Origin of the sequence: Xenorhabdus griffiniae, from assembly GCF_037265215.1 — a bacterium.
GTDB lineage: Bacteria > Pseudomonadota > Gammaproteobacteria > Enterobacterales > Enterobacteriaceae > Xenorhabdus > Xenorhabdus griffiniae.
Genome location: NZ_CP147737.1, coordinates 246,952 through 272,603, shown reverse-complemented (window position 1 = coordinate 272,603; position 25,652 = coordinate 246,952). Strand labels below are relative to the sequence as shown.

At 45.4% G+C, this 25,652-nt stretch carries 21 protein-coding genes and 1 tRNA gene; 11 read left to right on the top strand and 11 right to left on the bottom strand.

Annotation, left to right across the window (positions count from 1 at the left end; translation table 11 throughout):
* Positions 1–253 precede the first annotated feature (253 nt).
* The 5 genes from dppF to dppA all read right to left on the bottom strand — a co-directional run bounded on the left by dppF (position 254) and on the right by dppA (position 5,944).
* Entirely contained in the window at positions 254–1,270 is a 1,017-nt protein-coding gene (gene dppF, locus WDV75_RS01270; protein ID WP_273557493.1) for a dipeptide ABC transporter ATP-binding subunit DppF, read from the bottom strand.
* On the bottom strand, positions 1,267–2,247 hold the full coding sequence (dppD, locus tag WDV75_RS01265) for a dipeptide ABC transporter ATP-binding protein (RefSeq protein WP_273557492.1): 981 nt from the start codon (positions 2,245–2,247) through the stop codon (positions 1,267–1,269). The genes dppF and dppD overlap by 4 nt, the downstream gene beginning before the upstream one ends.
* A 12-nt stretch (positions 2,248–2,259) precedes the next feature.
* Positions 2,260–3,162, bottom strand: a complete 903-nt coding sequence (dppC, locus tag WDV75_RS01260; protein WP_273557560.1) for a dipeptide ABC transporter permease DppC — start codon at positions 3,160–3,162, stop codon at positions 2,260–2,262.
* Between the two features lie 9 nt (positions 3,163–3,171).
* Positions 3,172–4,191: a dipeptide ABC transporter permease DppB gene (gene dppB, locus WDV75_RS01255; protein ID WP_189759244.1), complete on the bottom strand. Its 1,020-nt coding sequence runs from the start codon at positions 4,189–4,191 to the stop codon at positions 3,172–3,174.
* 142 nt (positions 4,192–4,333) lie between these two features.
* On the bottom strand, positions 4,334–5,944 hold the full coding sequence (dppA, locus tag WDV75_RS01250; RefSeq protein ID WP_273557491.1) for a dipeptide ABC transporter periplasmic-binding protein DppA: 1,611 nt from the start codon (positions 5,942–5,944) through the stop codon (positions 4,334–4,336).
* 554 nt (positions 5,945–6,498) lie between these two features.
* Here dppA and WDV75_RS01245 point away from each other — a divergent pair.
* Positions 6,499–6,732 (top strand): type II toxin-antitoxin system Phd/YefM family antitoxin, encoded by a 234-nt coding sequence (locus WDV75_RS01245; protein ID WP_273557490.1) that lies wholly within the window; start codon positions 6,499–6,501, stop codon positions 6,730–6,732.
* Positions 6,729–7,115 carry a type II toxin-antitoxin system VapC family toxin gene (locus WDV75_RS01240; protein ID WP_189759247.1) on the top strand — a complete coding sequence of 129 codons (387 nt, stop codon included), beginning with the start codon at positions 6,729–6,731 and terminating at the stop codon, positions 7,113–7,115. The genes WDV75_RS01245 and WDV75_RS01240 overlap by 4 nt, the downstream gene beginning before the upstream one ends.
* 95 nt (positions 7,116–7,210) lie before the next feature.
* Here WDV75_RS01240 and WDV75_RS01235 read toward each other — a convergent pair.
* The 3 genes from WDV75_RS01235 to glyQ form a co-directional block, all read right to left on the bottom strand.
* Positions 7,211–7,287, bottom strand: a tRNA-Pro gene (locus WDV75_RS01235).
* A 105-nt stretch (positions 7,288–7,392) separates the two neighbouring features.
* Positions 7,393–9,462 (bottom strand): glycine--tRNA ligase subunit beta, encoded by a 2,070-nt coding sequence (gene glyS, locus WDV75_RS01230; RefSeq protein WP_273557489.1) that lies wholly within the window; start codon positions 9,460–9,462, stop codon positions 7,393–7,395.
* Positions 9,463–9,471: 9 nt separating this feature from the next.
* The gene (glyQ, locus tag WDV75_RS01225) at positions 9,472–10,380 is read right to left on the bottom strand and encodes a glycine--tRNA ligase subunit alpha (RefSeq protein WP_193849885.1); all 909 of its coding nucleotides are present in this window, start codon (positions 10,378–10,380) and stop codon (positions 9,472–9,474) included.
* 193 nt (positions 10,381–10,573) lie between these two features.
* Between glyQ and WDV75_RS01220 the strand changes: the two genes are divergently transcribed.
* Positions 10,574–11,164, top strand: coding sequence for a DNA-3-methyladenine glycosylase I (locus WDV75_RS01220; RefSeq protein WP_273557488.1), 591 nt, complete (start codon positions 10,574–10,576; stop codon positions 11,162–11,164).
* A gap of 102 nt (positions 11,165–11,266) precedes the next feature.
* The gene (locus tag WDV75_RS01215) at positions 11,267–12,523 is read left to right on the top strand and encodes a valine--pyruvate transaminase (protein ID WP_273557487.1); all 1,257 of its coding nucleotides are present in this window, start codon (positions 11,267–11,269) and stop codon (positions 12,521–12,523) included.
* A gap of 344 nt (positions 12,524–12,867) precedes the next feature.
* Here the strand turns inward: WDV75_RS01215 and WDV75_RS01210 are convergent, their stop codons facing one another.
* Entirely contained in the window at positions 12,868–14,529 is a 1,662-nt protein-coding gene (locus WDV75_RS01210; protein WP_273557486.1) for a putative transporter, read from the bottom strand.
* 560 nt (positions 14,530–15,089) lie between these two features.
* Between WDV75_RS01210 and WDV75_RS01205 the strand changes: the two genes are divergently transcribed.
* Entirely contained in the window at positions 15,090–15,440 is a 351-nt protein-coding gene (locus WDV75_RS01205) for a YceK/YidQ family lipoprotein (RefSeq protein ID WP_273557559.1), read from the top strand.
* A 74-nt stretch (positions 15,441–15,514) separates the two neighbouring features.
* On the opposite strand, the gene WDV75_RS01200 is transcribed toward WDV75_RS01205, so the two are convergent.
* Positions 15,515–16,804 (bottom strand): DUF3748 domain-containing protein, encoded by a 1,290-nt coding sequence (locus WDV75_RS01200; protein ID WP_273557485.1) that lies wholly within the window; start codon positions 16,802–16,804, stop codon positions 15,515–15,517.
* A gap of 135 nt (positions 16,805–16,939) precedes the next feature.
* Here WDV75_RS01200 and WDV75_RS01195 point away from each other — a divergent pair, with 135 nt between their 5' ends.
* Entirely contained in the window at positions 16,940–17,557 is a 618-nt protein-coding gene (locus tag WDV75_RS01195; RefSeq protein WP_273557484.1) for a trimeric intracellular cation channel family protein, read from the top strand.
* A gap of 37 nt (positions 17,558–17,594) precedes the next feature.
* Here the strand turns inward: WDV75_RS01195 and ligB are convergent, their stop codons facing one another.
* Positions 17,595–19,367: an NAD-dependent DNA ligase LigB gene (ligB, locus tag WDV75_RS01190; protein ID WP_273557483.1), complete on the bottom strand. Its 1,773-nt coding sequence runs from the start codon at positions 19,365–19,367 to the stop codon at positions 17,595–17,597.
* A 334-nt stretch (positions 19,368–19,701) separates the two neighbouring features.
* Here ligB and gmk point away from each other — a divergent pair, with 334 nt between their 5' ends.
* Genes gmk through recG form a run of 5 tightly spaced genes read left to right on the top strand, consistent with a single transcriptional unit; the run spans position 19,702 to position 25,605 of the window.
* Positions 19,702–20,325, top strand: coding sequence for a guanylate kinase (gene gmk, locus WDV75_RS01185; protein WP_273557482.1), 624 nt, complete (start codon positions 19,702–19,704; stop codon positions 20,323–20,325).
* 54 nt (positions 20,326–20,379) lie between these two features.
* A complete protein-coding gene (gene rpoZ, locus WDV75_RS01180) occupies positions 20,380–20,655 on the top strand; it encodes a DNA-directed RNA polymerase subunit omega (protein WP_074020086.1) in 276 nt (91 codons plus the stop codon).
* 18 nt (positions 20,656–20,673) lie between these two features.
* Complete coding sequence (spoT, locus tag WDV75_RS01175; protein ID WP_189759875.1) at positions 20,674–22,788, top strand: bifunctional GTP diphosphokinase/guanosine-3',5'-bis pyrophosphate 3'-pyrophosphohydrolase; 2,115 nt, start codon at positions 20,674–20,676, stop codon at positions 22,786–22,788.
* A gap of 5 nt (positions 22,789–22,793) precedes the next feature.
* Positions 22,794–23,501 carry a tRNA (guanosine(18)-2'-O)-methyltransferase TrmH gene (gene trmH, locus WDV75_RS01170; RefSeq protein WP_273557481.1) on the top strand — a complete coding sequence of 236 codons (708 nt, stop codon included), beginning with the start codon at positions 22,794–22,796 and terminating at the stop codon, positions 23,499–23,501.
* A 22-nt stretch (positions 23,502–23,523) separates the two neighbouring features.
* The gene (gene recG / locus WDV75_RS01165; protein WP_273557480.1) at positions 23,524–25,605 is read left to right on the top strand and encodes an ATP-dependent DNA helicase RecG; all 2,082 of its coding nucleotides are present in this window, start codon (positions 23,524–23,526) and stop codon (positions 25,603–25,605) included.
* Positions 25,606–25,652: the final 47 nt, after the last annotated feature.

The window sequence follows — 25,652 nt, the reverse complement described above, 5'->3', positions numbered from 1 at the left end:
CTAATAATGAAAACACTGACCAACACATCTTAATAATTTGAGTGAGTATACTTGATTTTACTTGCGGGCGTCTTATTTTGATGAATGGCAATGCAACAGAGAAAATGACCGAGCTACAACGCTTATACGTTATATACGCATCAAACTTCAAGTTGCAATTTACAACACGCTATGAAGTTCGATATCTCCCCACTTCGCGGGGAGATATCATATGCATCTTGAAGTGAGATTGGTATACCACGGTCAGATATGATTAGGTCGATGAATTTTGATCCTGTTCGACCGCAAAACACGCGATCAGTTGTCCGTCATATTGCCTTAATTTAGGCTGGGATTGAGTACACAGGCTAAATGCCCGACAACAACGAGCCGCAAAAGCACACCCTACCGGCGGATTCATTGGGCTTGGCAGTTCTCCCGTCAGTTTAATGCGTTCACGGCGTAACTCAGGATTCAGGCGCGGTGTGGCTGACAACAACGCCTGTGTATAAGGATGGCACGGATTGTTGAAAATCATTTCTTTACTGCCTTTTTCCACACAGCGCCCTAAATACATCACCATCACTTCATCAGCAATATGTTCGACGACCGAAAGATCATGGGATATAAAGACGTAAGACAATCCCAGATCCTGCTGCAAATCCATCATCAGGTTCAGAACCTGTGCCCGCACTGAAACATCCAACGCTGAAACGGGTTCATCTGCAATCACCACGTCCGGATTTAACATTAACCCGCGAGCAATGGCGATACGCTGACGCTGACCACCAGAAAACATATGTGGATAACGTGCATAATGTTCCGGTTTTAGCCCTACTTTCTCCATCATCTGCAAGACTTTTTCCTTGCGTTCACTCGCGGTCAGTGAAGTATTAATCAGCAATGGCTCTTCCAGAATCTGGCCTACTTTTTTACGCGGATTTAGGGAAGCGTAAGGATTTTGAAATACAATCTGGATTTTCTGGCGACGAAGTTTTTCTGCTTCTTTATTTGGCACCAGGAGATCTTGTCCCAGATAATAAAGCTCCCCATCTGTCGGTTTTTCAATCATGGTCAACAGACGGCCCAATGTGGATTTTCCACAGCCCGACTCGCCAACAACCGCCAACGTCTTACCTTTTTCCAGTTCAAATGAAACACCATCCAACGCCTTAACCATACGCTCAGGCGAGAATAAACCGGTTTTCACCGGATAATACTTCTTCAATTCGGTGGCCTTCAGTAAAATTGCTGTCGCCTTTTCTTGTTCTCTGTTTTGTTGAATGTTCATACTGTTGGCCTCCCCTCATCATCCAGTGGCATGTGACATTTAACCTGACGCCCACTCATTGATTTCAATGGCGGCTCCTCCTGACGACAATGCGCATTGGCATAGGGGCAACGGGGGTTGAGCAAGCATCCCATTGGGCGATCATATTTTCCAGGAACAACGCCAGGCAATGATGCCAAACGGGATTTGTCCACCGCAAATTCCGGCAATGCCCGCAATAATGCTTGTGTATAAGGATGGCGAGGTGCACGGAAAATTTCCGTTGCCTTGCCAATTTCCACCACCTGTCCAGCATACATCACAATAATATGATGGGCTGCTTCTGCCACCAGCGCCAAATCATGGGTGATCAAGAGTAAGGCCATATTTTCCCGTTGCTGCAATTCCAGCAACAACTCAATGATTTGCGCCTGAATGGTGACATCCAGAGCCGTCGTCGGTTCATCGGCAATCAGAAGCTTCGGCCGACACGCGATAGCCATCGCGATCATCACGCGCTGACTCATCCCTCCCGATAATTGATGCGGATAAACATCCAGACGAGAAACTGGATCGGGAATACCTACTTGAGTCAATAGGTCGATTGCCCGCTGGTGTCGCGTCTTTCGATTGCCGCCTTGATGGACTTTCAAGGCTTCCATAATCTGATAACCGACGGTATAGCACGGGTTCAAACTGGTCATGGGATCTTGGAAAATCATCGCGACTTCCGCCCCCACCAACTGCCGACGCTCTTTTTCTGAAATTTTGGTCAGGTCACAGCCATCAAATTCCATTTTTTCGGCCATCACTTTGCCCGGATAATCAATCAGCCCCATAATTGCCAATGAACTGACAGACTTACCTGAGCCAGATTCTCCAACAATACCGACAACTTCTCCCTGCTCAACACGGTAGCTAATACGGTCAACAGCGCGGAATGGTGCATCTTCATCCCCGAAATGCACCGATAATTGATCTATATTCAATAATGCCATTTCACAATCCCCCTACTGCTTGAGCTTGGGATCAAGTGCATCACGCAACCCGTCACCCATCAGGTTAAATGCCAAAACTGTCAACAGAATAGCCAGCCCCGGAAAGGTCACAACCCACCACGCACTCTGGGTAAATTGCAAAACATCGGCCAACATGGTTCCCCATTCTGGCGTTGGTGGCTGTGCCCCCATTCCCAGAAACCCTAAGGCCGCCATATCAAGAATAGCGTTCGAAAACCCTAATGACGCTTGCACAATCAACGGCGCAAGGCAGTTTGGCAGGATATTGATGAACATCTGGCGTATGGCTCCCGCACCAGCAACTTGGGACGCCGTCACATAATCGCGGTTAACTTCTACCAGTACCGCCGCCCTCGTCAGACGAATATAGTGAGGCAAAGCGACAAAAGTCAGTGCCAATGACGCATTAACAATTGATGGACCAAAGATCGCCACCAGCACTAACGCCAGCAGCAGGCTTGGTAAGGCCAACATAATGTCGACGATACGCATGATAATGGTATCCACCATACCACCGAAATAGCCGGCCAATACTCCCAGAATGATGCCCATGATGAGTGACATCACCACGACCAGACAGCCAACCAACAATGAAAGGCGTGCGCCATACATTAGGCGGGACAGGATATCGCGCCCAACATCATCAGTGCCGAGAATAAATTGCCAGCTTCCCCCCTCCTGCCATACCGGTGGCATCAGTAAGGAATCGCGGAATTGTTCCGCTGGACCATGTGGCGCTAATACCCCCGCCAATACTGCAACCAGCAGCATCAGGATAATATAGACAAGGCCAATCACTGCGCCTTTGTTACGTTTAAAGTAGTGCCAAAATTCCTGTATCGGCGTCATTAATTTCGGTGCACCCGATACCACAGGCTCAGTTGTTTGAGTCATCATGTGCTCCTATTTCTTATGACGAATACGCGGATTGACGATGCCATACAGCAAATCAACCACCAGATTGACCAGAATAATCATGGTTGCCACTAACAATACTCCGCCCTGTACCACCGGATAGTCACGACGTTGCAGGGCATCGATCAGCCAACGCCCTAATCCTGGCCATGAGAAAATGGTTTCTGTCAGAATGGCACCCGCCAACATGATGCCCACTTGCAAACCAATCACCGTGACGACAGGTAACAACGCATTACGCAGCGCATGGACAATAATGACACGAATGCGGCTCAGCCCTTTTGCCCTGGCAGTACGGATATAATCTTCACCCAACACTTCCAGCATGGAAGAACGCGTCATACGCACGATAACGGCTAATGGGATCGTTCCCAGCACAATGGCAGGCAGGATCATGTGCATGACAGCATCAGTGAAATCGCCCTCCTCACCCCAAATCAGCGTATCTATCAGCATAAAACCCGTTAGAGGATTGCTGTCATCAAGAAACACACTATCACTGATTCGGCCAGAAACAGGGGTTAAGTTCCAATGTACGGAAACCAGCATGATCAGCATGATTCCCCACCAGAAAATTGGCATAGAATAGCCGGTCAATGACAAACCAATCGCTGTGTGGTCAAAGACAGAACCCCGTTTGACGGCCGCCAATACTCCGACTGGAATACCGACAGCGATGGCAAACAACATGGCACAGATACCCAATTCAAAAGTCGCTTTAAAACGCGGGACAAACTCATCCCACACCGGAATGCGGCTTTTTAACGAGATCCCCAAATCACCATGTAATACGCCATTGATGTAATGAAAATATTGCTCCCAGAGAGGCTTATCCAATCCCATTTCAGCCAGTAATTGGGCATGACGCTCAGCAGAAATCCCACGCTCTCCCGCCATAATCAGCACGGGATCACCAGGTATCATGTGTACAAACGCGAAAGTCAACAGCGTAATACCAATAAACGTCGGGATCACTAATCCCAGACGTCGGAGGATAAATTGCAGCATATCCTGAGTTCCCTTTTTAAATACCAGTGCAGCTCTTCGGACCGCTTGGTGTTTACAGAGTCAACTTGCCCATCAGAGAAGCGAAACCATCCCCACAGAAAACTCTGGGGGATGGTTAATCACAACAGCTCAACAGCAAGAATTATTTGAGATCAACATCATAGAAAAGATGTCTGCCTAGTGGATCAACCACATATCCTTTCACTTCCTTACGAATTGGCTCATAAACCGTGGAATGGGCAATGATCAACGCAGGCATTTGTTCATGCATGACAACCTGCGCTTGCTTATAAAGTTCTGTACGTTTGTTAACATCAGCGGTTGTACGTGCGGGTTGGATAACATCCTCAAATGGCTTGTAACACCATTTTGAATAGTTAGAACCGTTATCTTTCGCTGCACAACTAAACAAGGTTGCGAAGAAGTTATCAGGGTCACCATTGTCTCCTGTCCACCCCATCATCACGGTCTTCGGTTCACCATCTTTGGCTCGTTTCAGGTATTCACCCCATTCATAGCTGACAATCTTGGCTTTGACACCAATTTTCGCCCAATCAGCCTGAATCATTTCCGCCATACGACGGGCATTCGGATTATATGGACGCTGTACAGGCATCGCCCACAGATCGGTTTCGAAACCATTCGCAAAGCCGGCTTCTTTCAACAATTCCTTAGCCTTGGCGGGATCATAAGAGTAGTCTTTGATATCTGAGTTATAGCCCCACATGGTAGGCGGGATCAGGTTTTTCGCTTTCTGCCCAGCGCCCTGATAAACAGCGTCAATGATGGCATCTTTATTCACTGCCATCGCCAATGCCTGACGTACTTTCACGTTGTCCATTGGCGGCTTGGTGACATTGAAAGAAAGATATCCCACATTCAAACCAGCCTGTTCCATCAAGGCAATATTTTTATCCTGCTTCATGCGGGATATATCCGCAGGGTTTGGATACGGCATAACCTGACATTCGTTTTTCTGTAATTTTGCATAACGTACCGAAGCATCAGGCGTAATAGAAAAGACTAAGCGGTCGATTTTTGCTGGCCCTTCCCAATAATCTTTAAATGCCTTATAAAGAATTCGGGAGTCTTTTTGGTATTGCACGAGTTGGAATGGACCTGTACCAATTGGATTCAGGTCAACTTTCTCAGGCGTTCCCGCTTTCATCATCACATCAGCGTACTCCTTGGACAAAATCGAAGCAAAATCCATCGCCAGATTAGCGATAAAAGGGGCTTCAGGGCGTGACAGGACAAAGCGAACGGTATAATCATCGACTTTTTCTATTTTGCTGATGATATTCCCCATATCCATACCGATGAAATATTCATAGCTGCCCCCTGACACCTGATGGTACGGATGATTTTTATCTTTCTGGCGCATAAAAGTAAAAATCACATCATCAGCATTAAAATCACGGGTAGGTTTGAATTCCTTATTGCTATGCCACTTCACTCCTTTGCGCAAGTGGAAGGTATAAACCTTACCATCGTCACTCACATCCCAGCTTTCGGCCAGACTTGGAATGACGTTAGTTGTACCTACTTTAAAATCCACCAGACGGTTATAAATCTGTCTGGAAGTTGCATCATAAGTTGTACCAGAAGTGAATAACTGTGGGTTGAAACCTTCAGGAGAGCCTTCAGAGCAGTAAACCAACGTTTTTGCCTGAATGCTGGCTGTCACAGCCAGTGCGACAAAACCGACACCCAGTTTTAACAAACTGAACTGTTTTTTCTTGGAAATTGTCATTACTTGAACCCCGTTTGTGATATTTAGCTTGTTTTATTGTTTTTCGCTTATCAATTAATCAATTGTTATGCCTGACGTCAACATCATCAAACACAACGCCAGAAACATAAGAAAAACACAAAAGAAAAGAATTATTAACAACCATGGTTAAAAAACATGACAAGAAGCACGTGAAATAGACAAAACAACTAAAAATTAAGCAATTAATAAGAATTAATCTCTGGTGATGATAATTTTGAATTTGTGACCAAATGGTCAAACAATAAGCAAAATGGCTTATGAAAGGGTGGGAATTTATAACAGCATAATAAATAGAGAAAAATAATTATTCCTTATGCCCAGTTTCTTTCTGAAATTACCAATATACCAATCTCACTTCAAGATGCATGTAATTTCTCCCCGCCAAGCGGGGAGAAATCAGGTTTCATATCGTGTTGTAAATCGCAGCTTGAAGTTTAATGCGTATATATTACTTAGATGAACATTAGTGATGATATTTTGCTCAAAACTGACTACAATATAACCTTAGCTAACTTAGCTAATGGAGAGAAAGCATGACTATTCAAGCCAATATGCACGAGGCGAAAACACACTTGAGCCAACTGGCAGATAAAGCTGTTGATGGTGAAATTGTTATTATTGCTAAATCTGGAAAACCTTATGTCCAGCTAGTCCCTATTAATCAATCAGATAGAATACCTGGAGGATTCGAAAATAATGTCAGCATAGATGAACAATTTTACGAAGCTGATCACGATATACAGGAAATGTTTGAAGGATCTTTATGAAACGGCTTTTATTAGATACCCACACGCTAATCTGGTGGATAACGGATGATCCATCTTTAGGCAAAATGACAAGAAGTATACTCAGCAAAGGGACAAATAGCGTATTTGTCAGCGCAGTGACTCCTTGGGAAATTTCGATAAAACGTGCATTGGGAAAACTAAAGTTCAATGCTGATTTCGATATTATCATGGAAAAAAATAATTTTATTCCTTTATCAATAACACATGCTCATGCAGAAAGTGCAGGTGATTTACCACGTCATCATGGAGATCCTTTTGATAGGATGCTCATTGTACAATCTCAAATGGAAGGGTTAACACTGGTTTCTGCTGATACTGTCTTTTCGGAATATGGCATTCGAATAATTAATGCCCGACTTTAGACTTGTAAGAAAATAGCGAACTATTTTATTTAATATATATTTATCTGATATATAAGAAAAAACCCCGCTCATAAGAGCAGGGTTTCTATAGATGCTGGTCGGCGAGAGAGGATTCGAACCTCCGACCCACTGGTCCCAAACCAGTTGCGCTACCAAGCTGCGCTACTCGCCGAAAACGAAGCGCATCTTACTGCCAGAGCCACAGACCGTCAATACCTTTTTCAAGATAAGTGATTGTTTGATGATAAACCATCCAACATGGCTGTTGTGGCCGATATTACTGGAGCAGAGAAATATCTGCGACACGCAAGAACAAGTCACGCAATTCACTTAATAGCGTCAAGCGATTGATCCTGACTTGGCTGTCTTCATCCATAACCATCACATTGTCGAAGAATGCATCCACCACTTCACGCAGGGAAGCCAATTCAACCAGCGCATCCTGATAGTTGCCTGCAGCAAACAGAGGAGCCAGTTTTTCTTTCAACACCACCAAGTGTGTCGCCAGTTGGATCTCTTCTGCGGCTTTCAATACAGAAGCAAGGACAGTGTCATTCAACGGTTCTGCTGATTTCGCCAGAATGTTGGAAACGCGTTTATTGGCCGCTGCCAGAGAAACGGCTGCATCCAGGGTGCGGAAATGGGTAACCGCTTGCATACGGGCATCAAAATCTGCCGGTTGAGTCGGACGACGCGCCAATACTGCCTGAATAGTATCCACGCTATACCCCAGCTCTTGATACCAGGCACGGAAGCGACCAAGCATAAACTCAACCACATCATCCACCGCTTTTTCGTTGGTCAGCTTGTCGCCATACAGACGCACCGCTTCTTCTGCCAACGTTTGGAGGTCAAGAGGCAATTTTTTCTCAACGATAATGCGCAGAACCCCCAAGGCCGCACGGCGCAAAGCGAACGGATCTTTATCCCCTTTCGGATGCTGACCAATCCCGAAGATCCCAGCCAAAGTATCCATTTTATCTGCAATGGCAACGGCACAGGAACCCCCCGTTGATGGCAGTGCATCACCAGAGAAACGTGGTTGATACTGCTCATTCAATGCCAGCGCCACATCTTCCGCTTCGCCATTATGACGTGCGTAGTGCATTCCCATTACGCCCTGCGTATCGGTGAATTCGAACACCATATTGGTCATCAGGTCACATTTGGACAATAGACCCGCACGAGTCGCATGATTGACATCTGCACCGATTTTTTCCGCAATCCAACCAGCCAGGGCTTGAATGCGATCCGTTTTGTCACGCAAGGTTCCCAATTGTTTCTGGAACAACACGGTTTCCAAACGCGGCAAATTGTCTTCCAAACGCTGTTTACGGTCAGTCTTGAAGAAGAATTCCGCATCCGCCAGACGTGGACGAACCACTTTTTCGTTACCTGAAATAATTTGCTGAGGATCAGAAGATTCAATATTGGTGACAAAAATAAAGTTCGCCATTAATTTGCCGGCCTTGTCGTAAACCGGAAAATATTTCTGGTCACCTTTCATGGTATAAACCAGCGCTTCAGCAGGAACTTGCAGGAATTTTTCTTCGAATTTCGCCGTCAAGACAACCGGCCATTCCACCAGAGAAGTCACTTCTTCCAGCAAACTGTCGCTCAGATCCGCTACACCACCAAGCTGCATTGCGGCTTGTTCGGCATCACGCTTGATCATCGCCTTACGAGCTTCATAATCCGCGATAACCCGACCACGCTCCTGCAAAATAGCGGGATACTGCTGTGCATTCTCAATGGTAAACTCCGCCTCACCCATAAAACGGTGACCACGAATGATGCGATCCGATTGAATCCCCAGAATTTCGCCTTCAACCACCTCGCTGTCCAGCAGCATAGTGATTGTATGTACCGGACGAACAAACTGAGTCTGTTTATCGCCCCAACGCATCAGCTTAGGGATCGGCAACTTACTCAGCGAACTGCTCACCATATCCGCCAGCAGCACTTTTGCTTCACGGCCTTTAACCTGAGCGCGATAGAGCAGCCATTCCCCTTTATCCGTTACCATGCGTTCAGCCTGATCAACGGTGATACCGCAACCACGCGCCCAACCCTCTGCCGCTTTGGTTGGTTTACCTTCTGCATCGAACGCCTGAGCAATCGCAGGGCCACGCTTTTCAACTTCACGATCAGCCTGTGCTGCCGCCAAATTGGCGACTTTCAGCGCCAAACGACGAGGAGCCGCAAACCAGCTAATTTCACCATGACCCAGATTGGCATTATTCAGTTCGGCTGCAAAATTGGCCGCAAAAGACTCAGCCAATGAACGCAGTGCCTTTGGTGGCAACTCTTCTGTGCCGATTTCCACAAGGAAAGTCTGTTGAATCATGATGGCCTCTTATTTCTTGTTACACATAGGGAAGCCAAGCGCCTCGCGGGAGGCATAATAAGCTTCAGCAACCGCTTTAGTCAGGGTACGGATGCGCAGGATATAGCGCTGACGTTCAGTCACGGAAATCGCTTTACGGGCATCCAGCAAATTGAAGGTATGACCCGCCTTTAAAATGCGCTCATAAGCCGGCAATGGCAGCGGAGTTTCCAGCGCCAGTAATTCCTGTGCCTCTTTTTCGTATTGCTCAAAGCAGGTAAACAGAAAATCCACATCGGCGTGCTCGAAGTTGTAAGTAGACTGTTCAACCTCATTCTGGTGGTAAATGTCACCATAGGTGGTTTTACCCAGCGGGCCATCGCTCCATACCAGATCGTAAACGCTATCCACGCCTTGAATATACATCGCAAGACGTTCCAACCCGTAAGTAATCTCGCCAGTCACAGGCTTACATTCAAGACCACCAACCTGCTGGAAGTAAGTAAACTGAGTCACTTCCATACCGTTCAGCCAGACTTCCCAGCCCAGTCCCCAAGCGCCCAAAGTTGGGTTTTCCCAGTTATCTTCAACAAAGCGGATATCGTGAACAGTCGGATCGAGTCCTAATGCTTTCAAGGACCCCAGATAGAGCTCCTGAATGTTATCTGGAGATGGCTTGATGATAACCTGAAATTGATAGTAGTGCTGGAGGCGGTTTGGGTTTTCGCCATAACGACCGTCAGTTGGACGACGGGATGGTTGCACATAAGCTGCTGCAATAGGCTCTGGTCCCAAAGCACGCAGACAAGTAATAGGATGAGAGGTTCCTGCGCCGACTTCCATATCCAGTGGTTGGACAATGGTACAGCCTTGACGCGCCCAGTAATCCTGTAATGTCAGGATGAGCCCCTGGAAGGTTTTGGTATCAAACTTTTGCATGTTGAACCCGCACGCGATGCATATGAATTTAAACGAAAGAGGCCAGTATACCCTTTAGACGTAAGATATACAGCACTGATCACCCCCAATTTTATCGCAGTATAAAAAAATCTTAATCAGGTCTCTTTACTTGTATATTTATACAGCTAACATTGATGTAATTATCAACCATTATCTGAGGCAAATACAGTTTATGAGCCAGGAAATAACGCGCTGCGGTTGGGTAACATCCGACCCTGATTATCTGACCTATCACGACAACGAATGGGGCACCCCTTTAAGAGATAGCCAGCAACTTTTCGAACTGATTTGTCTGGAAGGACAACAAGCGGGTTTGTCATGGTTCACTATCCTGAAAAAACGGGAAGGGTATAGAAAATGTTTTCATCATTTTGATCCGGTCAAAATAGCCAAAATGGATGAAACAGACGTTGGAAGACTGATGGAAGAACCAACCATCGTGCGTAATCGTAGCAAAATCAATGCAATTATTCACAATGCCCGCGCTTACCTAAAAATGGCTGAACAAGGTGAAGACTTCTGCGCTTTTATCTGGCGTTTCGTTGATAACTCTCCACAAATTAATCACTGGCAAGATTTATCGGAAGTTCCTGCCAAAACTGCAACTTCCGATGCACTGGCGAAGGCACTGAAAAAGCGGGGATTTAAATTTATTGGCAGTACCACTTGTTATGCGTTTATGCAAGCAGCGGGCCTGGTAAATGATCACCTCGTAAATTGTTTGTGTCGAAAATCGGTTACTGTGATGAAAAATTTAAATTAATGTATAAAAATAAGCGGAAATACCACTTTTGCCCCATTGCACCCGCGTAATGAGCAGGGTATGGTGTTTTCTTCTCGTACAAAAACAGACGCAAACGCCAATATGAAATTTTCGCAATTCGGTAACAAATTTACACAAGATTCGGGAATTACCCGTCTGATGAATGATCTCAACCAAGGTCTGAGAACGCCTGGTGCAATTATGTTAGGCGGTGGCAATCCTGCACATATCCCGGAAATGGATGCCTATTTCCAGCAGATATTGACTGACATGGCGTTAGACGGTCAATTAAGCGAAACCCTATGCAATTATGACGGGCCACAAGGGAAAAACACCTTGATAGCGGCACTAGCCCAAGAATTGAGAGAAAAGCTCGGTTGGGACATCCACCCACAAAATATTGCTCTGACTAATGGCAGCCAAAGCGCCTTTTTCTATCTGTTTAACTTACTGGCAGGTCGCGCTGACGACGGCTCAATGAAACGTGTTTTGTTTCCTCTTGCTCCAGAATATATTGGCTATTCAGATTCAGGTTTGGATGAAGGATTATTTGTCGCTAATAAGCCGAATATTGAACTGCTGCCCAACGGCCAATTCAAATACCACGTCGATTTCGATCACCTGAATATTACCGAAGACATTAACCTGATTTGCGTCTCTCGTCCTACCAACCCAACAGGCAACGTAATCACTGATGAAGAATTACTACGCCTGGATAGCCTGGCTCAACAGCACCAAATCCCCTTATTGATCGACAATGCCTACGGTATACCATTCCCTGGTATTATCTTTAGCGAAGCCACCCCGCTGTGGAATCACAATATTATTCTGTGCATGAGTCTGTCCAAACTGGGCCTGCCAGGCTCCCGCTGCGGTATCATCATCGCTAATGAAAAAATTATCAGTGCTATCAGCAACATGAACGGCATTATTAGCCTGGCTCCTGGCGGTGTTGGGCCAGCTCTCGCTCTGGAAATGATTAAGCGCAACGATCTCTTGCGTCTGTCACAAAAGGTTATTCAACCGTTTTATAAGCAGCGGGTAGAAAACGTGATTAGCATTATTCGGCGCCATATACCGGAAGATCGCTGCCTTATCCATAAACCGGAAGGTGCCATATTTCTCTGGCTCTGGTTCAAAGACTTACCCATCACGACAGAAGAGCTTTATCAGCGGTTGAAGAAACGCAAGGTGCTGATGGTACCGGGACATTTCTTCTTTCCGGGACTAGAACACGATTGGCCACATGCTCATCAATGTATGCGAATGAACTATGTTCCTGATATAGAGAAGATCGAAGAAGGTATTCGTATTCTGTCTGAAGAGATTGAGATAGCGCATCAAGAAGTAGAACGCTGATCTTGCATCGCAATCTGTCAATAAAAAAAAGCTCCCTCATTTTAGGGGGGAGGGAGCAAGATGATAACGAGGACTTTTACCTGCGAACAGGACAGTAGTTATTAGAATCCCAAAAGAATTCTTCACACACAATAGGAAAGGAAAACATTCCCTGTTTTTATACCTTCCCTGAACTGCGTATATTTAACCAGAAAAAACTTATTATAATGAATTGAATAAGCAGGGATTTTTTGCCTTAAATTACCTCTACTATCTCAAATTGAAGCCAAATTAAGACAATTGGCCAACATTCTGTGATCTAAAGCACATTTAATGAATCAAACAATTATTCTTAATTAACCAAATCATAAGGCCCAGAAAATAACGGCCAAAATTTGGGGAGACATAATCCTTAAAAACATTGCCAATGGATAAACTGTCGCATATGACAATGCCGCAGCCCCGCTGGTACTATGCATTCCATTCGCAAAAGCCAGGGCGGGAGGATCTGTCATAGCACCTGCCAGCACCCCACATAAACTGAGATAATTCATTTTTATCACAACACGTGCCAGCAGGCTTACAACTAACAGGGGAACTATTGTTATCAATGCCCCATAACCAATCCACGCCAGCCCTTCGCCGTGTACCAGTGTATTAATAAAATTACCGCCAGATTTCAGCCCTACAACCGCCAGAAACATAACTATTCCCAGCTCGCGTAATGCCAGGTTCGCACTGGGAGGCATAAACCAATAAAGTTTACCGATCGTGCCAATCCGTCCCAAAATTAACGCAATAACCAAAGGCCCTCCCGCCAATCCCAAGCGTAACGCAGCAGGAAAACCAGGAATAAACAGAGGAATCGAACCTAATAAAACCCCTAACCCTATTCCAATAAATACAGGCAACATCTGAACTTGCTGAAGTTTTTGCTGTGAGTTACCTAAAAGCCTTGTAACGGCTTCTACAGCTTCAGGGCGACCGACAATATTCAGGATATCGCCGAACTGTAAGCTGGCATTATTACTGGCAACCAGTTCAATTCCGGCACGATTAAGGCGTGTGACAACAACATCATATTTCTGTTTTAAATTGAGCGCCCCAAGCCTCTGGCTCAATACTTCATCATTCGTTACCACAACCCTGACGGATTGAAAAATATCACTGGCAGTAGACAAAGAAACGTCAACCTCTTCCCCAATGACCAGCCTGACCTGATTCAACGCTTCCCGCTGCCCCACCAGATACAGTAGATCCCCACTTTGAATCACAGTAGTTGGCTGGGGCACCATCAACAAATCCTGTCGTTTTAGGCGGGAACATACCACTGCATCATTATTATTGAGCAGCGGGATGTCCTGCATCATTAATCCATTCAAATTTGGATTACATACAGCAATATTCATTGTCTGGAGCAGTTCTCTGCCCTGATTGTTCTGGTTATCGAACGAATTGGCCTCCTGTTCAATTCTCACTCTGAAAAAAAAGCGAACCAACCACATAACCAGCAAAATACCGCAAATTCCCATAGGATAAGCCATCGCATATCCCATACCCATTTGACTAACCAATAAAGGAGCAGATCCTAAATCTGCCAGAATTTGCTGCCCTGCCCCTAAAGATGGCGTATTTGTCACTGCACCGGAAAAAATACCTAAAATAATGGGTAAAGGAACATCAAACAATTTGTGAATAATTGCAGCAACTAATCCACCAATAATAACAATCAGGACAGCAAAACCATTTAATTTAAGTCCAGAAACTCGCAGAGAAGAAAAAAAACCCGGACCAACTTGAATACCAATAGTATAAACAAAAAGAATTAAGCCAAATTCCTGAATAAAATGCAGCATGTTATTACTGAGAGACAGAGAATACATTTGAGCAAAATGGCCAACTATAATCCCACCAAACAAAACCCCACCAATTCCAAGACCAATACCCCGTATTCGCCAGTTACCTATCCATAACCCCAATGTGGCAGACAGCGCCAGCAAGCTCATTGTTAATGCAATATCACTCATGACCCGCTTCCTTTACCAAAGGTTAATTATCCGAAAAATTAGTCATTTTCTCTTATTTTTCATAAACGATGGTTTATACACATTAAACTTCAAGTTGCAATTTACAACACGATATGAAACCCGATTTCTCCCCGCTTCGCGGGGAGAAATCACATGCATCTTGAAGTTAGATGGGTATACCACCAATTAAATATTGGCAGGAATTAACCGCAAGTTATGTGTTTTAAGCCACATATTGTGTGCATTGAACTTAAAAAAGAAATTTAAACTCACATCACAAAAAATTATCAAATTTAGCAATAAATGCTATAGCAAACTGAATATTACCTGACTATAGTAAATAGTATTAAAAGGTAAACAACTTTATACGCATTAAATTTCAAGTTGCAATTTACAACACTCTATGAAACCTGATTTCTTCACCCGCTTCGCGAGGAGAAATCACACGCATCTTGAAGTTAGATTGGTATAAAGTACCTGTCATGCTTTGGAAAAGTGGCGTTAATAGCGAATAAAGTATCTGGACATTGGCAAATTAACTCATTGAGATCATGGAAACGATGAAAAATTGTAAAGTGCTTCTATTACTATGTACCACATTAGGATGGTTACTACTTATTACTGGCTGTTCCAGCCTCATGACCCACAGCGGTCCCTATCAAGGTTATTACTCTGGAGCAAAAGCCAATATTGGCATGTTGCAAGATGACAAAACAGGATGGCTTATGAAGCCGTTGCTTGCGCTCGACCTGCCATTTTCTGCCTTCTTAGACACGCTTTTGCTTCCCTATGATTATGCTCGTTCCGATCAAGATAGCGCAGAGCAATCCCCCAAACATCGTATAGAGCAGCTCGATAAAAAGCCAATCGTCATACTGCCTACACCAGAAACTGTAGACCACGATACTTAAAAAACGATGAGCGATATTAGCGTAATGTCGGGCATCACCATTAATCGGCAATGCCCATTATGCTCTCTTGGTTTTCAGTTAATCCCTGTTTCCACCACAAATAGTTGTCGGTAACCGTCAATATCACGCATAAAAGCGACATAGCGATCATCCGGTGATATCACTATCGCATCAGCAGAAGGAGCATCATCAGTGCGCTCTGTTAAACGCTGGATTTTTCCAGTCTGACTATCACAGAGTACAACACTATTGTCACAAACACAGGCAATAAACCGTCCACGGCTATCCCAGCTAAATGCGGATTGTATACTGTTCTTGCTGTAAGTTATCTGCATTGGCTCACCACCATTTGGTGAGATATACCATAGCTGGACAATCCCTTTTTCATCTTTCATCAGGAAACAGATTTTACTGCCATCTGGTGATGTTCTTAGCCAATGACGTGGAACATTCACCACTCCCGGCCAGCGCTTATCGTGCGTAAAAGTCAGGCGTTTCTGTTTTACTCCCGCTGGTGGCGCGGGTAATGCTGTTTCTGTACCCGCTAAAGGTTGGCTGCCTGCAATGGCATATTCATCATTGTGCTCTGGCAAATCAACGAGATAAATTTCCGGTATTTTTTCGCCATTGGTGGCGTAGGTATCCCCAATAAAAGCCAGTGCCCAACGTTGCCATTGACCATTATCTTTGCGATATCCTCGCTGTCCAATCCATCCTTCTTCATAAGCTCGATTGATGTCATCACTGCCGGGACGCGGGCGGGCCGTAGTCTCGCTAACCACAACCGAAAAATAGCTACCACCATATTCCCTCGGATGTTTTTTATCTGGTATTACAGCTTGTAAAGGAACGGCTACCGCCACATTACGTAGATCAAGCGCAGGATCTAACTCATGCATCACATGGTCATTGTAGGTAAAACTGAGACGACTACCATCGGGGCTGAAAACGTGAACATGTGTTCCACCGCGCAAAGCGCCAGTGGTATAAGGTGGAGTAATATCCATGGCATCAATGTTAATTGCCACATTGGGCTGTACATCGGAAACCATGACACCTCGGCGATGATGAAAATCATATTGCCACTGTGCATCTGGTTTTTCCGGTCCATGAATAAAGGCATAACGAACTGGCTCTTGCGGACTCACAGTCACCACGCCGACATGAGCGCCATCCTTTGCCTGATAGATAATTTCAGTTTGTCCATGATTAACATGAATTTTTTCTATCGTTAAACCGGTAAAAGAGGCGCCATCGGGACGAACATCGTACACCAACCATTGGCTGTCTGGCGTCCAAACATTTATATTAGTTATCTGATGGCTACGACTATCGAATGTAATCTGACGTTCCTTAAAAACCATTTTACTGCCTTCTTTTGCGAAGTTTCGGATAATAAAAACTAATTTTATTCAAATTCGGCTAAAAAATTTCAGTCGAGACGTTATTATTCCAACAGTACTCTTTACTTCTACGTTATATTTCATGTAATTAAACTTATGTTACTCAGTGTCCTTTATATCATTGGTATTACGGCTGAAGCCATGACAGGCGCCTTAGCCGCAGGTCGTCGAAAAATGGATGTATTCGGCGTTATCATTATTGCTTCCGTGACAGCCATTGGTGGTGGCACTGTCCGTGATATTATTTTGGGGCACTATCCCCTTGGCTGGGTAAAAAATCCAGAGTATGTAGTGACCGTTGCCTGTGCTGCCGTGCTCACTATCTGGGTTGCTCCCATGATGAAACATCTACGCCGTCTGTTTCTTATTCTTGATGCCATTGGCTTAATCGTCTTCTCCATCATAGGTGCACAAATCGCGTTAGAGATGCACTACAGCCCGATTATTGCCGCCATTGCCGCCGTCATCACTGGCGTTTTTGGTGGCGTATTGCGCGATATGTTTTGTAATACCATCCCTCTGGTATTCCAAAAAGAGATTTATGCCGGTGTCTCTTTTGCCGCTGCCTGGCTCTATATTGCCTTACTGCATACGCCATTACCCCCGAACAGCGTTATCTTGATTACACTTGTTGCCGGACTCGCTGCACGATTAATTGCTATTCGTTATCGCCTTGGTTTACCCATCTTCAATTACGATGGCACAGACCACTGATACCGTAATGAATCTCTGGGGCACCTTTTGCCCCTATTTACTTAATATCTCTTGTTTTCTCAATATCCCGTAAAGATAAAATATGAATTACCGCCTTAATCTCAGGATGCTGTAAAAAGGCCAAGATTTTTTCTCTTTGTTTTACTGTTAATGCGGGTTTCGCTTTTGCGTCAGAGAATATCGTTTCCCACTGCCATCCCAGTTTATCTGCTTGTTCATCTGTAAAGTGTCTGGCATAAGGCAGGCCAATGGCTTCGTACCATAGTGAAAGTGGCTGTAACTTTGCCTGTTGAAATTGGGCGAAAATTAATTCCGCACGTTTAGTTCCAATATTGGTCACGGCCCCAAGCTGCTCCTTATCCAAATCCAGCCAAGCCGTTAAATTTGCCACCAGCCCATGTTTTACCAACGCTGACCACGTTCCTTGTCCCACGCCTTTCATTTTCAATTTTACCCCAAGCCACGTCAGGCGAGCGATAAGCTGTTGTTGGCAATAATGATCATCATTAGTTGCATTTTGATGTTCGAGTGTCAGGCAACTCAGGAAATGATAATCCTGCTCATTAGGTGGTTGAATATCAGGGCGTTCCGTCATACGCCACACCACTTTATCGAGTTTAGGTATACCATGTCCCGCCAGCGCCACCGTAATTTTATCGCCAGGATAGACATTCCACTGCTTCCAACGTTTGATCGAACCGATGTTAACTCGACTGACCTGTCGATCATCCACCTTTACTTTTTCCAGTTCTAATCCAACGGATATTCTCCCTGTCCGGCCTATTGTGAAATTAACACCTTTTACAGTTGTCATTTTCTGCCGCAATGGATATTTCCATGCAATCGCCCAACTGTTTGATCCAGAACGCCATTGTCGGCCTGTCGGTTCAAGCTCTTGGCGTAATACAATCCCATCGGTAGCAAAAGGGAGGGGCTGGACAAAATAATCTTTCCATCTTTTTTCGGCATCTTCTGCTGTGGCAATGGGGTGACTATATTGCTGTGTGATGGGAAACCCCATTACTGCCAATTTTTCCAGTTTCACCGCCATTTCATTTGGTCCATCCGGCCAGCCCCAAATAAAAATACCAACTTGTTTCAGTTCTGGCGCTGGAGTTTTACGTATCATTAAGCCTGCAACTTTACTGCGCGCCCCCTGACTCCCTGCAACAAACTGACGATGCTGTTCCTGCTGCCAGAAAAGCTCACCTTGTAATACCAAATGTTCAGGGGCATTTTTAATCCGTTTAGGAATACTGGGAATAAATGCGCTTTTATCCATCCAGTCTATTCCTTCAATACCATTACCACGGCTAATTAGCTGCACTAATTGACCTTTTTCATACACCAAAGTAACTGCAACACCATCAATTTTAGGTTGCAACCACACCCCTGTACGCCCCTGTAACCACTGGCTAATTTCCTGTATTCCTTTCAACTTATGCAAGCCTGTATGCTGCACAGGATGAAACTGTTTCCCTGAACGTTTAGATGAAGGCCCAAGAATTACGGACGTGTCGGCAACCGAGCTAACAGAGAGTAAGACGCTGTCTGACCCGTGATTTAAACAACTTTGCCAAATTCTCAAGGTATCCAATAATTGATCGTAAATTTCATCATCTATTTCACTCATTCCCTTCTGACGATATAGATGATCCCACTTAACCACCTGCTGTGACAGGCGCCTAGTTTCACGCTGAAATTGTTCTTGTGGCCAGTCAGGACACTGAACCTTGTTGGCAAATGCCATTGGCATACCAGATAGCAATATCCATACTGTTATTAAAAAACTAATGAGAAAATTAAGCATCCCTGCTCCTTGGTTTCCTTAAAACGGCTTCCTAAAAAATTGATGCCAAGACACGGGCAGAGAATAAAAAGCAGGAAAATTTTTACCAAGTGGCAAAAAGGAAGTTTGCGAGACGTTTCGAAAAATAAATGTGCAATTTCTGCAACCGACTATTTTTACTGAAAATGTCTCGCAAAAAATCTCATTAATGCCAGTCTGTTAAGAAAATATTTTGGTGAAATATCTGTTGGCATGTATTGTAGCGCTGCATGGATTAACGTATCCGTGTATACTATGTGGGATCTTATATTCCTGCGCTTGCATTTATTTATACCCAATCAGTCAAGAAATCATCATGAACCAAGGAACGTTATATATTGTTTCTGCGCCGAGTGGAGCAGGAAAATCAAGCCTTATTCAGGCTTTATTAAAAACCCAGCCCTTGTATGACACTCAGGTTTCTGTTTCGCATACAACGCGGCAAGCTCGCCCAGGCGAAAATCATGGTGAACACTATTTTTTCGTCACAATGGATGAATTTCAAGATATGATCAACCATGATGAATTTTTGGAATATGCCTGTGTTTTTGGTAACTATTACGGCACATCCCGAAAAGTCATCGAAGATACACTCGCCAGTGGCGTTGATGTTTTTCTTGATATTGATTGGCAAGGTGCACAGCAAATCCGCCAGAAAATGCCAACAGCTCGCAGCATTTTCATTCTTCCACCTTCTAAGGAAGAGTTGCTCCGCCGCCTGCGTGGGCGCGGTCAAGACAGCGAAGAAATCATTGCCAAACGCATGGCTCAAGCTGTCGCGGAAATGGAACATTACAACGAATATGATTACGTCATCATCAATGACGATTTCAATACGGCACTGGCCGATTTACAATCGATTATTCGTTCAGAGCGTCTGCGATTAGATCGTCAGACCCAGCGGCATGATGCCTTAATCAGCAAATTATTGGCAGACTGAACCAAGTTTCAGTATTATGCCCAGTCATTTATTTATCTGTGGAGTAGCACTCATATGGCACGCGTAACTGTTCAAGACGCAGTAGAAAAAATTGGTAACCGTTTTGACCTGGTGTTGGTCGCTGCTCGCCGAGCACGCCAATTGCAAGTAGGTGGCAAAGATCCCCTCGTTCCAGAAGAAAACGATAAGATGACTGTTATTGCCCTGCGTGAAATCGAACAAGGTCTCATCAACAACAAAATTCTTGATGTTCGTGAGCGCCAGGAACAGCAAGAACAAGAAGCCGCAGAAATCAAAGCCGTTTCTGCCATCGCTGAAGGTCGTCGTTAATTTTACGGTAGGTCTGCCTTGTACCTGTTTGAAAGCCTGAATCAGCTGGTTCTGAAATATTTGCCTGAAGATCAAATTGATCTGCTTAAACAGGCCTATGTAGTTGCGCGGGATGCCCACGAAGGGCAAACCCGCTCCAGCGGTGAGCCATACATCACTCACCCCGTTGCCGTTTCTTGTATTCTGGCTGAAATGCGCCTTGACCATGAAACACTGATGGCGGCACTTTTGCACGATGTCATTGAAGATACTCCTGCAACATTTCAGGATATAGAACAGTTATTTGGTACGGCCGTTGCCGGATTGGTGGAAGGTGTATCCAAGCTGGATAAACTGAACTTCCGCGACAAAAAGGAAGCACAGGCTGAAAACTTCCGCAAAATGATCATGGCGATGGTACAGGATATCCGCGTCATTTTGATCAAACTAGCAGACCGTACGCACAATATGCGAACCCTTGGCTCTCTGCGCCCCGATAAACGGCGGCGCATTGCCAGGGAAACACTGGAAATTTATAGTCCACTGGCTCATCGTCTGGGTATTCATCACCTAAAAACCGAACTGGAAGAACTTGGGTTTGAGGCCCTGTATCCAAACCGTTATCGCGTAATTAAAGAAGTTGTGAAAGCCGCTCGCGGTAACCGCAAAGAGATGATCCAGAAAATTCTGTCGGAAATTGAAGGCAGATTAACGGATGCCGGTATCAAATGCACAGTCAGTGGCCGCGAAAAACATCTCTACTCTATCTATCGTAAGATGCGCCTGAAAGAGCAGCGTTTCCATTCCATCATGGATATTTACGCCTTTCGTGTCATCGTCAATAATCTTGATACCTGCTACCGCGTATTGGGGCAAATGCACAGTTTGTATAAGCCGCGCCCGGGCCGAGTGAAAGATTATATTGCCATCCCCAAAGCCAACGGTTACCAATCCCTCCATACCTCCCTGATAGGGCCGCATGGAGTACCCGTCGAAGTTCAGATCCGTACCGAAGATATGGATCAAATGGCAGAAATGGGGGTTGCCGCGCATTGGGCCTATAAAGAGCAAGGGGAATCCGGTACGACTGCGCAGGTTCGTGCTCAGCGCTGGATGCAAAGTTTGCTGGAACTCCAGCAAAGTGCCGGCAGCTCTTTTGAATTTATTGAAAGCGTTAAATCTGATTTATTTCCTGATGAGATTTACGTTTTTACCCCCAAAGGACGAATTGTTGAGTTACCGGCTGGCGCGACCCCTGTCGATTTTGCCTATGCCGTCCATACCGATATCGGCCATGCCTGTGTTGGTGCACGTGTTGATCGTCTGCCTTATCCTCTTTCACAAACGCTTAGTAGTGGGCAAACAGTCGAAATTATTACGGCACCAGGAGCGCGCCCTAATGCTGCATGGCTAAACTTTGTCGTTAGCTCCAAAGCGCGCGCCAAAATTCGCCAGTTACTGAAAAACCTAAGACGGGATGATTCCATTAGTTTGGGGCGCCGTTTACTCAATCATGCACTCGGTAATGGCACGAAAATTGTCGATATTCCACAAGAAAATATCAACAAAGAGCTGGCAAGAATGAAGCTCTCTGCTTTGGATGATTTATTGGCGGAAATCGGATTGGGTAATGCCATGAGCGTGGTTGTCGCCCGCAACTTATTATTGGGCTCAGCAGAGAAAGTATCGAACAATAATAGCAATCCTTCCCGTAAGCTGCCTATCAAGGGCGCTGATGGTATTTTGATTACCTTTGCTAAATGTTGTCGCCCAATTCCAGGCGACCCGATTATTGCCCATATCAGCCCCGGAAAAGGTTTGGTAATCCACCACGAGTCTTGTCGCAATATCCGTGGATATCAGAAAGAACCGGAAAAATTCATGCCTGTTGAGTGGGATAAAGATATCAATAGCGATTTTATTGCCGAAATTAAAGTCGATATGTTTAACCATCAAGGGGCATTAGCAAATCTGACTGCGGCCATTAACGATGTAAACTCCAATATTCAAAGCATGAATACAGAGGAAAAAGATGGCCGTGTCTATTGTGCTTTCATCAGGCTGACGACCAAAGACCGCATCCAGCTGGCGAATATCATGCGTAAGATACGTATCATGCCAGACGTAATGCGAGTCAGCCGTAACCGAAACTAGAGGTTATGAATCCTAAACGTTACGCACGCATTTGCCAGATGATGGCAATGCGTCAACCTGACCTGACACTCTGTTTAGAAGAAGTTCACAAACCCCATAACGTATCCGCCGTTATTCGTACAGCGGATGCTGTGGGTATTCACCAAATCCATGCCATCTGGCCTACTGAGCAATTAAGAACCCAGCTCTCTTCGGCAGCGGGCAGCAATAGTTGGGTTCAGGTGAAAACACATTCCACAATTGAACAGGCGATTCACCAATTTAAATCTGATGGAATGCAAGTGCTGGCAACTCATCTTTCTGATAAAGCCGTCGATTTCCGTCAAATTGATTACACTAAACCTACCTGCATCATTATGGGGCAGGAGAAAAAAGGTATTTCGAAACAAGCCATCGCCCTGGCAGATCACGATATCATTATTCCGATGGTAGGTATGGTGCAGTCACTGAATGTCTCTGTCGCATCTGCCTTGATTCTGTATGAAGCGCAACGGCAGCGCCAATTGGCAGGCATGTACCAACGGGAAAAAAACATTCTGCCAGAAGAAGAGCAGCAAAGGTTACTGTTCGAAGGAGGATATCCCGTGTTGGCTGCCGTTTCTCACCGTAAGGGCCTGGAACAACCTTTAATAGATAAGCAAGGTCAAATCATAGCAAGTGAATCATGGTGGTCAGCTATGCAGAAAACAACTGCACCATCAGTAAGGAAATAAATCACACTGACGGAGGAATCGTATGAAAGGCCAACTACTTGATGCTATCCCCTTAACCACGTTACGTGGCGTTGGAGCCAATCAGGTCACTAAACTCACTAAGTTAGGGTTGGTCAATCTACAGGATTTGCTTTTGCATTTGCCTCTCCGCTATGAGGATCAAACCCGCCTGTATACCATTAATGAGTTACTGCCCGGCATTCATGCTACGGTAACAGGTGAAATATTACGCACCAATGTCGCTTTTGGGCGCCGGCGCATCATGACCTGCCAACTCAGTGATGGCACAGGCATATTAACCCTGCGTTTCTTCAATTTTACTGCTGCCATGAAAAATAATTTGGCCGCAGGAAAGCACGTTGTTGCTTATGGTGAGATCCGTCGCGGGAATCAAGGGCCAGAGATTATCCATCCTGAGTATAAAATCCAACAAAATGCCAACCGCATCCAACTGCAAGAGACGTTAACCCCCATCTATCCCACGACCGAGGGAGTGCGCCAGACAACGCTGCGCAAGTTAATCGATCAGGCATTGGAAATATTGGCTACCTGTGCCATTAATGAATTGCTGCCGGAAAAATTCAGCCGGAAGCTCATCAGTCTGCCTGACGCACTGCGTACATTGCACCATCCCCCACCGAATACTTCTCTGGCCGATTTAGAAAATGGCCGACATCCAGCCCAACGAAGGTTGATTCTGGAAGAGTTGCTGGCGCATCATTTAAGTATGCTGGCGGTCAGGGCTGGAACCCAGCGTTTTCATGCATCCCCCCTAACGGCAGATGATTCTCTGAAACAGAAGCTTCTTAGCCAGTTACCATTCTCACCCACCGGCGCACAAGCCCGTGTCGTGGCAGAAATAGAACATGATTTGGCAAAAAATGTTCCCATGATGCGTCTGATACAGGGAGATGTCGGTTCAGGGAAAACATTAGTGGCAGCGCTGGCAGCTGTCCGTGCCATTGTTCACGGCAAGCAAGTAGCACTGATGGCACCAACTGAGCTTTTGGCAGAGCAACATGCCAATACCTTCCGTCAATGGCTTGAACCACTCGATATTCAGGTTGGTTGGTTGTCTGGCAAACAGAAAGGTAAGGCACGTCAGGCACAGCAAGAGGCGATAGCAAGCGGTCAAGTGAGTATGATTGTCGGTACTCATGCCATGTTTCAGGAGCAGGTAAAATTTGCCGGATTGGCACTGGTTATCATTGATGAACAACATCGATTTGGTGTTCATCAACGTCTGGCATTATGGGAAAAAGGGCGCGAACAAGGCTTCTATCCCCATCAATTGATCATGACAGCAACCCCGATTCCACGCACATTAGCAATGACCGCCTACGCCGATTTGGATACGTCTATCATTGATGAATTGCCACCAGGCCGAACGCCAGTCACCACCGTTGCTATCCCGGATACTCGCCGGAACGACATTATCCAACGAATCAAAAGCGCCTGTCTGGATGAAGGCCGTCAGGCTTACTGGGTATGTACTTTGATCGAAGATTCTGAGGTACTGGAAGCGCAAGCAGCACAGGCAACCAGTGAAGAATTGACACTAGCATTACCTGAATTGAAAATTGGCTTAGTGCATGGGCGGATGAAACCAGCCGAAAAACAAACCGTCATGGAGGCATTCAAGCAAGGTGAAATACAATTGTTGGTTGCTACTACGGTCATTGAAGTCGGGGTGGATGTACCCAATGCCAGCCTGATGATCATCGATAATCCCGAACGGCTAGGATTGGCACAGTTGCACCAACTTCGAGGACGTGTCGGACGTGGTGCCATTGCTTCTCATTGTGTCTTGCTCTATAAAACCCCATTGACCAATACAGCCAAAATTCGCCTGCAAGTTTTACGGGACAGTAATGATGGTTTTGTGATTGCCCAGAAAGATCTAGAGATCCGCGGGCCAGGTGAACTGCTGGGTACACGCCAAACAGGTAATGCAGAATTCAGGATCGCGGATTTATTGCGGGACCAAAGTATGCTGCCCGAAGTTCAGCGTATTGCCCGCTATATCCACCAGAACTATCCTGAACACGCCAAGGCGCTGATTCAACGCTGGTTACCGGATAGTTCCCAATATAGCCGCGCTTAGGTGCCAGCCGCTGAATATTTCAGCGGCATATTCGTCAAGATATCCGA